The following is a 12,375-nucleotide window of genomic DNA, read 5'->3' on the forward strand; positions in this document are numbered from 1 at the left end:
CAACAAAAAGGGCTGGACCATCCCACCTGCGGGAACGGCCCAGCCCTGTGGGTGCGCGAGGAAATCTGTCACGCGCCCCTCAGCGCATCCGAAAAAACTACGGAACCTGCGGGATATTGCGGGCGTGCTCGACCATTTCCTCCCACTCGACGATCTTCTTGCGCTCGCGCGGCAGGGCAGACTGCTCGCCCAGCTTGCGCTCGGCCTCGTCCAATCGGTACCAGCCGTCCCAGGTGGTGTAGGGAATGTTGCGCTCGTCGAGCAGCTCGAGGATCTCGTCCGGGCCGGTGTGCGACGGGGTGGCCAGCTTGCCGGCGTCCGCGTCGGCGATGAGCATGTCGGTGGTTTCCTTCGCGTCGGACTTGGTGTTGCCGATCAGGCCGATCGGGCCGCGCTTGATCCAGCCGGTGACGTAGAGCTTGTCCTCAAAGCCGGCGCCGTCCTCGATGGTCTCCAGGACGTGGCCGCCGTCGTTCGGGATGACGTTGCGCTCCACGTCGAAGGGCACGCCGTCGACGGGCTCGGAGCGGTAGCCCACCGCGTGGTAGACCTGCTGGACTGGCCAGTCGGTGAACTTGCCGGTGCCCGTGATGCCGCCGTTGCCGTCCAGCTCCTGGCGCTCGGTGCGGAGGCCGGTGATGGCGCCGGAGTCGTCGGTAAGCACCTCGACCGGCTCCTCGAAGAAGTGGATGTAGATCTTGTGCGGCGCGTCGTCCGGCTCGCGCATGGCGTACTGTTCCAGGACCTGGCAGTTCAGGTCGACGGACTTGTCGGCGCGGCGGACTTCCTCGCTGGTGGCGTCGTAATCAATGTCCTCCGGGTCCACGAGCACCTGGATGGTGTCGGAGAGGTCCATCTCGCGCAGCTCCTTCGGGGTGAACTTGGCCTGCGCGGGGCCACGGCGGCCGAACATGTGGACCGTCTCCGCCTTGTTGTTCTTCAGGGACTCGTACACGTTGTCCGGGATCTCGGTGACCAGGAGCTCGTCGCCGGTCTTGGCCAGGATGCGGGAGATGTCGAGTGCGACGTTGCCCACGCCGATGACGGCGACCTCGCGGGCGTCCAGGTTCCAGTCGCGCTCGAAGCGGGGGTTGCCGTCGTAGAAGCCGACGAACTCGCCGGCGCCGATGGACTTCTCGCCGCCCGGGATGCGCAGCTCGCGATCGCGCACGGCGCCGGTGGAGATCACGACGGCGTCGTAGTAGTCGCGCAGCTCATCAATGGTGATGTCGCGGCCGATGGTGATGTTGCCCAGCAGGCGCAGGTGCGGCTTGTCCAGCACCTTGTGCAGGGACTTCACAATGCCCTTGATACGCGGGTGGTCGGGCGCGACGCCGTAACGGATCAGCCCGAAGGGGGCGGGCATCTGCTCGAAGAGGTCGACGTGGATGTCGTGCTCATCGTTGCGGAGGAGGAGGTCGGAGGCGTAAATGCCGGCGGGGCCGGCGCCGACGACGGCGACGCGCAAACTCATTGAGGGTGTCCTTTCAAGGTAGGGAACCGTTAATATTGGACCAATATAGCGTACAGACAGCTTGGTCTAAAAATGGGTTGGTGTCAAGGGGTGCGGGGTCGACGTGGCGTCGATAAGCGAACCGCTCGGTGCGATTTGGAAAACATTCAGGCAAAAACCGCTGGATGAGCTGGGGAAAGGATATAGTACTTGCCGTAGACCGCTCAGTACGGCAAACTCGACCGCACGGAAATTTAGTGCCGCACATCATAGACCGTTCGGTCTGTGCATTAAGGAGGAAGGTATGCCAGCATCGACGGCGACCCGCGCCGTGAAGGAGCGCACGAAGAAGCCAGAGGGGCAGTGGCTTATCGACGGCACCGAGCCCCTCAACCACGACGAGGAGCTCAAGCAGCGCGAACCCGTCCTGGAGGTCAAGCAGCGCGTCATCGACACCTACGCCGAGGGTGGCTTCGACTCGATCGACCGCGAGGACCTGTACCCGCGCTTCAAGTGGCTCGGCCTGTACACGCAGCGCAAGCAGAACCTCGGCGGCGAGCACACCGGCGAGGACAACTCGGTGCTGGAGGACAAGTACTTCATGATGCGCATCCGCTTCGACGGCGGCATTTGCTCCACCGAGCAGGCCCGCGTGGTCGGCGAGATCTCGCGCGACTACGCGCGCTCCACCGTGGACCTCACCGACCGGCAGAACATCCAGCTGCACTGGGTGCGCATCGAGGACGTGCCCACCATCTGGGAGAAGCTCGAGTCCGTCGGCCTGAACACGTGGGACGCCTGCGGCGACGTGCCGCGCGTGGTCCTGGGGTCCCCGGTCGCGGGCATTGCCAAGGATGAGATCATCGACGCCACCCCGGCGATCCGCAAGATCCAGGAGATCGTCACCAACGAGGAGTTCCAGAACCTCCCGCGCAAGTTCAAGACCGCCATCTCCGGCAACGCGCGCCAGGACGTCGTCCACGAGATCAACGACCTCGCCTTCATCGGCGTCGAGCACCCGGAGCTCGGCCCCGGCTTCGAGTGCTACGTCGGCGGCGGCCTGTCCACCAACCCGATGCTCGCGCAGTCCCTCGGCGCCTTTGTCGCCCTCGAGCAGGTCCCCGAGGTGTGGGCCGGCGTGGTGCGCATCTTCCGCGATTACGGCTACCGACGCCTCCGCAACCGCGCCCGCCTGAAGTTCCTCGTGGCCAAGTGGGGCGTGTCCAAGTTCCGCGAGGTCCTGGAGAACGAGTACCTGGGCTACGCGCTTCCCGACGGGCCGAAGGCGCCCACCAACCTCATCGACCGCGACCACATCGGCGTGCACGAGCAGCGCGACGGCAACGTCTACGTCGGCGTCAAGCCCACCCTGGGTCACATGTCCGGCGAGCAGCTCATCGAGGTATCCGAGCTGGTCGAGCGCTACGGCTCCGCCTCCATGCGCTTCACCCCGTTCAAGGAGCTGCTGATCCTTGACATCGCCCCGGACAAGGCCGAGGCGCTGCAGGCGGACCTGGAGAACCTGGGCCTGTACTCCAAACCCAGCGAGTTCCGCCGCGGCCTGCTCTCCTGCACCGGGCTCGAGTACTGCAAGCTCGCGCACGTGACCACCAAGTCCCGCGCCATCGAGCTTGCAGACGAGCTGGAGGAGCGCTTCGGCGACCTGGACAGTCCGATCACCATCTCGCTCAACGGCTGCCCAAACGCCTGTGCTCGCCACCACGTCTCCGACATCGGCCTGAAGGGCCAGACGGTGACCAACGCGGACGGCGAGCGCGTCGAGGGCTTCCAGGTGCACCTGGGCGGCACCGTCGGCGAGGGCGCGAACTTTGGCCGCAAGCTGCGCGGCCACAAGGTCGCGTCGACCGAGCTCACCGAGTACGTCACCCGCGTCGTGCAGAACTACGTGGACAACCGCGAAGAGGGCGAACTCTTCCGCGAGTACCTGCTGCGGGCCGACGAGGAGCAGCTGCGATGAGCTTTCGCCGCCAGCCGAACCCGAACCGCAACCACCCGACCTTCTGCCCATATTGCTCGGGCGAGGGCCTGTGGCCGGATGAGGAGACCGAGTTCGCATGGAAGTGCGATGCCTGCCTGCGTATCTTCGAGGTGAAGTTCTACGGGCAGGACGACCCGGACCACGCCCCCGCGCCCGCGCCGTCCACCCCGCAGGCACTGCAAGATTCACTCGCTCGCCACGGGCACACCGCGGTGGCGCGCAACTCTGGAGGCACGAAATGATGAACCTTTTGCAGGGCGACAGCTCGCAGTACAAAGACCCCGAGGTCAGCCCCGACGGCCCGACCACGACCGCGCCGCTCGACGAGGCCACCGCCGCGCGCAACGCCGAGCTCGTGGACAAGTACGCGGCATCGCTTTACGACGCCACCGCGGCCGACATCCTTACCTGGGCCCACGAACACGCGCCGGGCCCGCTCGTGGTCACGCTGTCCATGGAAAACACGGTCCTGGCGGAGCTGTCCAAGCAGTTCCTGCCGGGCGCCGACTTCCTCTTCCTGGACACCGAGTACCACTTCGCGGAGACCCTCGAGGTGGCGGACAAGGTGGAGCAGCGCTACCCGGACAACCGCCTGGTCCGTGCGACCGCGCAGCTGAGCCGCGCCGAGCAGGACGAGGTGTACGGGCCGAACCTGTACCGCCGGAACCCCACCGCCTGCTGCCGGATGCGCAAGGTGGAGCCGCTGGCGGTGCACATGAGCCCCTACGTCGGCTGGATCACCGGCGTGCGCCGCGACGACGGCCCGACCCGCGCCGAGGCGCCCGCGCTGAGCCTGGACAAGACGGGCCGGCTGAAGATTTCGCCGCTGGTGACCTGGACGCTGGAGGACACCGACGCCTACATCGCGGACAATGACCTGATTGTCCACCCGCTGACCACTCAGGGCTACCCCTCGATCGGCTGCGAGACCTGTACGCTCCCGGTGGCCGAGGGCGAGGACCCCCGCTCGGGACGCTGGGCGTTTGCGCAGAAGACCGAGTGCGGCCTGCACACCGACTAGATCGCTGGAACCTGGGACAAGGAGTAGAAGGACCACATGACTGTTGCAACGAACGGGGAGCGCGCCGGCAGCGGTGCGCTCTCGCCGCACCTGAAAGAGCTGGAAGACGAGTCGATCCACATCCTGCGGGAGGTCGCTGGCCAATTCGACAAGGTTGGCCTGCTGTTCTCCGGCGGCAAGGACTCCTGCGTCGTCCTGGAGCTGGCGCTGCGCGCCTTCGCGCCGGCGACGGCGCCGATCGAGCTGCTGCACGTGGACACGGGACACAACTTCCCGGAGGTGCTGGAGTTCCGTGACAGGGTCGTCGAAAAGCATGGGCTCCGCCTGCGCGTGGCCGAGGTGCAGGACTGGATCGACCGCGGTGACCTGCAGGAGCGCCCCGATGGGACGCGCAACCCGCTGCAGACCGTGCCGCTGGTAGAGACGATCGCCGAGGTGGGCTACAACGCCGTGCTCGGCGGCGCACGCCGCGACGAGGAGCGCGCCCGCGCGAAGGAGCGCGTCTTCTCCGTGCGCGACTCCTTCGGCGGCTGGGACCCGCGCCGCCAGCGCCCCGAGCTGTGGGACCTGTACAACGGCGCAACCCTGCCCGGCGAAAACGTGCGCGTGTTCCCCATCTCCAACTGGACTGAAGCGGACGTGTGGGAGTACATCGGGGCGCGCGGCATCGAGCTGCCGCCGATCTACTTCGCCCACGACCGTGAGGTGTTCAACCGCGACGGCATGTGGCTCACCGCCGGCGAGTGGGGCGGGCCCCGCGAGGGCGAGACGCTAGAGACGCGCCGCGTGCGCTACCGCACCGTCGGCGACATGAGCTGCACCGGCGCCGTTGACTCCGACGCAACCACGATCGACGAGGTCCTCGCCGAGATTGCCAATTCCACCCTCACCGAGCGCGGCGCAACGCGTGCCGACGACCGCCTGTCCGAGTCCGCCATGGAGGACCGCAAGAAGGAAGGTTACTTCTGATGACTGCCGCAACCCCGACCACCGCCACCGACCTTCTGGCCTCGCGCCAGACGCTCCGCCTGTGCACGGCCGGCTCCGTCGACGACGGCAAGTCCACCTTCGTCGGCCGCCTCCTGCACGACACGAAGTCCGTGCTCGCCGACCAGCTCGCCTCCGTTGAGCAGAGCTCAGCGGACCGCGGCTTCGAGGGCCTGGACCTGAGCCTGCTCGTGGACGGCCTCCGCGCCGAGCGCGAGCAGGGCATCACCATCGACGTGGCCTACCGCTACTTCGCCACCGACAAGCGCACCTTCATCCTCGCCGACACCCCCGGCCACGTGCAGTACACCCGCAACACGGTGACCGGCATGTCCACCTCCCAGGTGGTCGTGCTGCTTGTCGACGCGCGCAACGGCGTCGTCGAGCAAACGATTCGCCACCTCACCGTGGCCAAGCTCCTGGGTGTGCGCACCGTGATCCTCGCGGTGAACAAGATCGACCTGGTCGACTACTCCGAGGACACGTTCACCCAGATCAAGGACACCTTCGAAGCGAAGGCGCACGAGCTGGGCATCGAGCAGCCCATTGTGGTGCCGATCTCCGCGCTCAAGGGCGACAACGTGGCCGAGCGCTCCACCAACATGGACTGGTACACCGGCCCGACGGTGCTCGAGGTGCTCGAGGACGTGCCGGTGAACTCCGGCCGCGCCCTTGACCTGGACTTCCGCTTCAACATCCAGTACGTGCTGCGCGAGCACGCCAGCGACTACCGCGCCTACGCGGGCCGCATCAACGCCGGCACCATCCACGCCGGCGACACGGTGACCGCGCCGCAGGGCCGCACCACCACCGTCGCGGGCATCGACACCGCCGACGGCGAGGTGGAGTCCGCCCGCGCGGGCGAGTCCGTCGCGCTGCGGCTTACCGACGAGATCGACCTGGTCCGCGGCGACCTCCTCGCCGCCGGGTCGCGCCCGGAGTCCGTGCGCGAGTTCACCGCCACCGTGGTCGGCCTCTCGGAAAAGGACGTCACCCCGGGCAAGGCCGTGAAGCTGCGCTACGGCACGGCGCTCGAGCGCGCCCGCGTGGTCAGTGTGGACCGCGTGCTGGACCTGGACTCCGCGGACAAGGATGTCCTCGACCCGGACGCGGTGCGCCTCAACGACATCGCCCACGTGACCATCCAGACCGCCGCCGAGCTCCCGGTGGAGGACTACGCCGCCCGCGGCGCGGTGGGGAACTTCCTGCTCATCGACCAGGCTTCCGGCAACACGCTGGCTGCGGGCCTGGTTGGCACCCGCCTGCGCTAGGAGGATGTCGCCATGGTTGCCCTGCTCACGTTGTCACATGGTTCGCGCCACCCGCGGGCCCGCGAGGGCGTGCGCGCGCTGACCATGGCGGCCGCCAACCGGCTCGGCGTCACCAGCGCGGACGCCCACCTCGAGTTCGACGAGCCCGACCTGGAGGGCGCCGCGCGGCACCTCGCGTCGCTTGGTCAGGATCGCGCCATCGTGGTCCCGCTCCTATTCACCGACGCCTTCCACGCCCGCAACGACGTCCCCACGCACATGCGGGCCGCCGCCGAGTCCCTCCCGCTCACCCGCGCTTCCAGCATCGGGTTGGGGGAGGACCTCGTCGGGGTGCTCGCCGAGCAAGCGCTTGCCGACGCCCCACCCCACGCCCACCTCGTCATCTACCCAGTCGGCACGTCCGACGCGGAGCAGGCGGCGCGGTACGAGGGGGTGCGCGGTGGCGTCGAAAAGCGAACTGGGCGCCCAACGTCCCTCATCGCCGCGACGCGCGGCGGGCCGGACACCCTGGCCGAGCGCGCGGCGCAGACCCCTATCCACCTACTCCCGCTCTTCGTCTCGGACGGCCTGCTCCTGGACCAGGCGCGGGCCGCCCTGCACCCGTTCCCCGAGGCCACGGCCTCGCAGCCCCTAACCACGGCGCTCGCGGACATTGTGGCCGACCGCTACCGCGCGGCGCTGGAAGGAGAACCCCATGTATAAAATCAGCACGCTGCTGCTCATCGCAGTCGCCGGTCTGGCGGCGCAGCTTGTAGACGGCGGCCTGGGCATGGGCTTCGGCGCGACCTCCACCACCATGCTGGTCATGCTGGCCGGGCTCGGGCCCGCCGGCGCGTCCGCGGTGGTGCACACCGCAGAGCTGGGGACCACCCTGGCGGCGGGCGTGGCGCATTGGCGCTTTGGCAACGTGGACTGGAAGGTCGTGGCGTCGATCGGCGTGCCGGGCGCGGTCGGCGCGTTCATCGGCGCGACCGTGCTCTCCAACCTGTCCGCCAACGCCGCGCAGCCGGTGATGTCGCTCATCCTGGCGCTCATCGGCCTGAACCTGATGATCCGCTTCTCCCGCGGGATCACGCAGCGAAAGCTTTCCGCGAAACCGCACTCGGTGCCGTTCCTCGGCGGGCTGGGCGTGTTCGGCGGGTTCGTGGACGCGACCGGTGGCGGCGGCTGGGGCCCGGTGACCACCTCCACGCTGCTGGCCGCGGGCCGGAGCGAACCGCGCCGCATCGTGGGCACCGTGAACACCGCGGAGTTCCTGGTCACCGCCGCCGCGACCGTCGGCTTTGCCATCGGGATGTGGCACGACCTGGTGGCCAACCTGGCTGCCGTGGTTGCGCTGCTGATCGGCGGCGTGATCGCCGCCCCGATCGGAGCGTGGCTTGTCTCGCGGCTGAATCCCATTCTGCTCGGCGGCGTCGTGGGCACGCTCATCGTGGCGTTGAACCTGCCGAAGGTGCTCGCCGCATTCGACACGCCCGACTGGGCGCTGTGGGCCGCACGCGCCGCCGTGCTTGTGGTGGGGGCGGCGTTGTCCTGGCGCGGTGTGCGCAAGGCGCGAGAAGCGAAAAAAGCGGAAGCGGGCGCGCCGGTTCCCGTTGAGAAACCGGCAGCGCCCGCTACCGTGCACGCGGCCTAGGGTTTACTTGGCAAACTCCTCAACCAGCGCGGCGTTGAAGGCCTCGAGGTCGGCCGGGGTGCGCGACGAGATGAAGCCGGAGTCGACCACGACCTCCTCGTCGACCCAGTTGGCGCCGGCGTTGACCAGGTCGGTCTTCACGTTCGCCACCGAGGTGAGCTTGACGCCCTTGAGCAGGTCGGCGTCGGTGAGGATCCGGCCGCCGTGGCAGATGACGCCGATGGCCTTGTCCGCAGCCTTGAACTCCTTGACCAGTGCGACGGCCGGGGCATCGACGCGGATGGCGTCGGCGTTGCCGGTACCGCCGGGGAGGATGAGTGCGTCGTAATCAGCGGCGTTGGCATCCGCGGTGGTGAGGTCCACCTTCACGGCCGTTCCGTTCTTGCCGGTGATCTCGCCGGTCTCCGGAGCGATGACGGCGGTGGTAGCGCCCGCGGCCTCAACGGCCTCCTTCGGGGAGGTCAGCTCGGAATCCTCGAAACCGTTGGTGGAGATGATTGCGATCTTCTTACCGTTCAGGTCAGCCACGATGCTCCTTAGTTCGTCGGTATCAGTACGGCGCCTACGGTAAGCACCGATGCGTGATCTGTCCACCTTTTAGTCGGAATCCTTCGACGCGGCGTCGTCAAGCGGCACCTTCGTCGAGCCCAGCGTTGCCTTCTGACCTGGCTTTTGCAGCTTGGCCATGCTTGCCATGCGCTTGCGGACGGCCAGGAACGCCTCCCTGGAATCCAGGCTCTCGCTCTGCGCGGTGGATATTTGGATGTCGTCCGCCGTGATCTCGCCGGTCCTCAGCGAGACCATCTCGGCCCAGTAGCGGAACCACACGGCGACGACCGCCGCGACGGGGACGGCGAGGAACGCGCCGACGATGCCGAACAGGGTGCCGCCCAGCGCAACAACGAGCAGGACGATCGCCGCGTGCAGGCCCATCGCCTGGGATTGCAGGATCGGCTGGAGGACGTTGCCCTCGATCTGCTGCACGGCGATGATGAGGATGAGTACGAAGACCGCGTTCATGAACCCGTTGGACACAAGCGCGATGATCACGGCCAAGGCGCCAGCGGTAAACGCACCGACGATCGGGATGAAGCCCGCGAAGAAGGTCACCACAGCCAGGACCGGCCACAGCGGCACGCCCAGGACGAGGAGGCCGATGCCGATGAAGATGGCGTCCACGCCCGACACGATTGCCTGCGTGCGGATGAACCCGGACAGCGTGTTCCAGGAGCGCATGCACACCTCGGTGAGGTGCCAGCCGGCCTTCACGCCGACGTACTTGCGCAGCCAGGGGAGGAAGCCGTCGCCGTCTTTGAGGAAGAAGAAGGTGAGGATCAGCGTGAGCACGAGCGTGGTGCCCACCGAGGCGATCGCGCCGATGCCGGAGAAGACGCCGGAAGCGATATTCGACGCCTGCCCGCGCAGCGCGTCGGTCACCTGCGAGATCTGCTCACGGATCTTGTTCGGGTCAATGATGGAGGGGTCGACGCGCTCGTTGACCCAGGCGATGATCTGGTAGACGCCCTGTCCGGCCTGGTCGTAGAGCTGCGTGCCCTGCTTCTTCACGGTCGGGCCCATCGCAGCGAAGATGCCGCCGATGATGCCGAAGAAGCCGATGATCACAGTAAACGTGGCCAGCGCCGCGGGGAACTTCTTGGAGCGCAGCCAGCGCACCGGCGGCCAGAGGACCGTGGACACGATGAGGGCGAGGAAGATGGGCAGCAGGCCCATCCACACGAACTTGAGCAGGTAGAGCACCAGTGCGGTGGCGGCGACGATGATGATGAAGCGCAGCGCCCATGCGGCGGCGGTGCGACCATCTGCGGCGATGACCTCGCCGCGGTCGGTGGGCTCTTGGGAGAGCTCCTGGGCGGCGTCGGCCGGGGTGGGCTTCATGTCGACGTCGTGGGCCTCTGTATCGAGCGCGCCGACGAAGTCGTGGGAATTCTTCTTGTTCACCCCGTTGATTCTGCCAGATATACGCGGAAACGCATGAGTCGGCCGGGCTGGGCGCGGCGTCGAGTTGAACGCAGAATCATCCGGAGTCTCTTGGAATGACGATTCATTGTGAGATTAAGGGGGTGCCTAATCTGTCAGCGTTTTGTCATTTGGCGAATTATTGACAGATTAAGGGGGTGTCTAATCTATCAATCTTTTGCTATTTTGGCGATTGTTGTGAGATTCGCACACGAGGAGGATGGACATGGCAGTGATCGGCGGAATGGAACACCGCGCATTCTTGCTGCGCGAGGTTGCCCAGATTCTCGATTCGGTAGAAGATGGCTGTCTCAGGGGGACAAAAGAAACCCAGGCGATCGATTTTAAGGAAGAAGCTGGACGTAGGCAGGGGCGCGAGCTGTTGCCGGGGCGGCCTGAGAATCCGGATGCTGCCACCAAGCTTGCCGATGAAGTGGCGTGCATGGCGAATTCTCCCGGCGGTGGTGCCCTGATCGTAGGTGTGGAAGACGGCACAGGGCGCTTACTCGGCACAGAGCTGAGCATTGATTGGCTGAGGCAGGAGATTAACTCACGGGTCGGGGTGGCTCCGGATATTTCGGCGCGTCAAGTCGAGGGGTTTCGGTTGTTGGTTATCCTTGTCAGCCAGGCTCCGGCACCTGTTGAGGATACGTCTGATCGTTTGCGCTGGCGTGTAGGTGATTCGTGTCAGCCGGTTGATCGCTCGGAGTGGTGGCAGCATCGTGCGTCGATGCAGTCTTTCGACCTAACGGCAATTGCTTCCGAGCGCACTGCTGCCGACGCACGACCAGAGGCGCTTTCGATCCTGCGAAAGTGGCGACAGGCAGAACCATGGGATCAGACCGATGAGGAGCTCCTCCGCTCTCTTGGGGCGCTCCGCAGTGATGGTCGACTTTCTGCTGCTGCAGCGATGTTGGTAACTAGCCTGGGAACCGTTGGCCTAGAGCTCACGCAGTTCGATGTCCCAAGTGGAAGCGTGCGCAACCGAGTGGCGCCGGTGCCGGAACAGTCGTTGGCGGAGCAAATCTATCAAGTAGAAACCGCACTGGATGTGCTCAACTTTCAGGTCACGGTGGAACACGGTTTTAGCCACGTGCCGATCCGGCAGTTACCGCGCAGTGCGGTGCGTGAAGCGGTCCTCAATGGTGTTATTCACCGAGATTGGAACAGGTCCGGGCCGATGGAGGTGCGGTGGACTGATTCGGACGCGATGCTGGAAGTCCACAGTCCGGGCGGATTCGTAGGACATGTAAATGCGTCAAACATTCTCACGCAGCGTGAAGCGAGGTACCCGGCGCTTGCGGACTTGTTCCGCGCGACCGGGCTTGTGGATAAGCAGGGGGTCGGCATTGACCGTATGTACCGGGCGATGATCGCGCTCGGGCACAACCCGCCGCAGATTGAAGAGGTAAGTGGTGTTTCCGTTGAAGTCACGTTGCGTGGCGGCATGCCTTCCACACCCGTGCTGGAGGTTATGAACGCTTTGCGGCCTGCGGAGCGCAAGGAGGATTATCGCCTGAGCATTTTGCTTTACCACCTTCTTTATCACCCGTTTATCACTCCGTCTCAGCTCGCAGAGCAGCTCCAGGCTTCTGTGGAGTCTGCACAGGCAGCGCTCGATGTGGCGAAGCAGACGCTTGTCGACGCCACCCCGATCGTTGCCAAGTACAACGATGTGTGGGTGCTCGGGGAGACCACGGTGGACCGAATTGAGCGGCATCGCAACGAAGATCCGGTGCGCGAGTTGCTGCCGTACCGAACCACTGACCCGTTGGAGGCGACGTGCACTGTCGAGCGTTGGCTGAGCGTCCACGAAGCGATCACTACTGGTGATTTTATGCGTCTTACCGGCGTCGCTCGGGGGACGTCGAAGCGCCTCTTGGATGGGATAGCGGACAGGGGCGACATAGTCCCGAAGGGGCAGGGGCGTGCATCCCGTTTTGAGCAGGTGTGAGGGGTTGGCGGGGCGTCGATAGGCGCTATACCCTAGCTCTCGTCTGTCCTGTGGTGTAGGGTGGGTCACATTCCATC

11 protein-coding genes are annotated in these 12,375 nt (G+C 66.0%); 8 read left to right on the forward strand and 3 right to left on the reverse strand.

The genetic code is table 11. The features are described 5' to 3' along the window. Window positions 1-97: 97 nt before the first annotated feature. The gene (locus tag FPP74_RS08460; RefSeq protein ID WP_144717943.1) at window positions 98-1,474 is read right to left on the reverse strand and encodes an FAD-dependent oxidoreductase; all 1,377 of its coding nucleotides are present in this window, start codon (window positions 1,472-1,474) and stop codon (window positions 98-100) included. A 283-nt stretch (window positions 1,475-1,757) separates the two neighbouring features. On the opposite strand from FPP74_RS08460, the gene FPP74_RS08465 reads away from it, so the two are divergent. From FPP74_RS08465 to FPP74_RS08495, 7 genes are read left to right on the forward strand one after another with little or no spacing between them, the layout of a single operon-like run. Then, window positions 1,758-3,431 carry a nitrite/sulfite reductase gene (locus FPP74_RS08465; protein ID WP_144717946.1) on the forward strand — a complete coding sequence of 558 codons (1,674 nt, stop codon included), beginning with the start codon at window positions 1,758-1,760 and terminating at the stop codon, window positions 3,429-3,431. Then, the gene (locus FPP74_RS08470; protein WP_144717948.1) at window positions 3,428-3,694 is read left to right on the forward strand and encodes a hypothetical protein; all 267 of its coding nucleotides are present in this window, start codon (window positions 3,428-3,430) and stop codon (window positions 3,692-3,694) included. The genes FPP74_RS08465 and FPP74_RS08470 overlap by 4 nt, the downstream gene beginning before the upstream one ends. After that, a complete protein-coding gene (locus FPP74_RS08475; protein WP_144717949.1) occupies window positions 3,691-4,473 on the forward strand; it encodes a phosphoadenylyl-sulfate reductase in 783 nt (260 codons plus the stop codon). Before FPP74_RS08470 ends, FPP74_RS08475 begins: the two co-directional genes overlap by 4 nt. Window positions 4,474-4,509: 36 nt before the next feature. Further along, window positions 4,510-5,442 (forward strand): sulfate adenylyltransferase subunit CysD, encoded by a 933-nt coding sequence (cysD, locus tag FPP74_RS08480; RefSeq protein ID WP_122085875.1) that lies wholly within the window; start codon window positions 4,510-4,512, stop codon window positions 5,440-5,442. Next, complete coding sequence (locus FPP74_RS08485) at window positions 5,442-6,731, forward strand: sulfate adenylyltransferase subunit 1 (protein ID WP_144717951.1); 1,290 nt, start codon at window positions 5,442-5,444, stop codon at window positions 6,729-6,731. Before cysD ends, FPP74_RS08485 begins: the two co-directional genes overlap by 1 nt. Before the next feature lie 12 nt (window positions 6,732-6,743). Further along, complete coding sequence (locus tag FPP74_RS08490; RefSeq protein ID WP_144717953.1) at window positions 6,744-7,433, forward strand: sirohydrochlorin chelatase; 690 nt, start codon at window positions 6,744-6,746, stop codon at window positions 7,431-7,433. Window position 7,434: 1 nt separating this feature from the next. After that, entirely contained in the window at window positions 7,435-8,367 is a 933-nt protein-coding gene (locus FPP74_RS08495; RefSeq protein ID WP_095547937.1) for a sulfite exporter TauE/SafE family protein, read from the forward strand. A gap of 3 nt (window positions 8,368-8,370) precedes the next feature. Here the strand turns inward: FPP74_RS08495 and FPP74_RS08500 are convergent, their stop codons facing one another. Both FPP74_RS08500 and FPP74_RS08505 read right to left on the reverse strand, forming a co-directional pair. Next, window positions 8,371-8,895: a type 1 glutamine amidotransferase domain-containing protein gene (locus tag FPP74_RS08500; RefSeq protein WP_144717955.1), complete on the reverse strand. Its 525-nt coding sequence runs from the start codon at window positions 8,893-8,895 to the stop codon at window positions 8,371-8,373. 69 nt (window positions 8,896-8,964) lie between these two features. After that, on the reverse strand, window positions 8,965-10,263 hold the full coding sequence (locus FPP74_RS08505; protein WP_144718005.1) for an AI-2E family transporter: 1,299 nt from the start codon (window positions 10,261-10,263) through the stop codon (window positions 8,965-8,967). A 307-nt stretch (window positions 10,264-10,570) separates the two neighbouring features. Between FPP74_RS08505 and FPP74_RS08510 the strand changes: the two genes are divergently transcribed. Next, entirely contained in the window at window positions 10,571-12,298 is a 1,728-nt protein-coding gene (locus FPP74_RS08510; protein WP_144717957.1) for a DUF5635 domain-containing protein, read from the forward strand. The last annotated feature ends 77 nt before the right edge of the window (window positions 12,299-12,375 follow it).

This window comes from Corynebacterium sp. NML180780, assembly GCF_007786415.1.
In the GTDB taxonomy this organism is placed as follows: domain Bacteria; phylum Actinomycetota; class Actinomycetes; order Mycobacteriales; family Mycobacteriaceae; genus Corynebacterium; species Corynebacterium gottingense.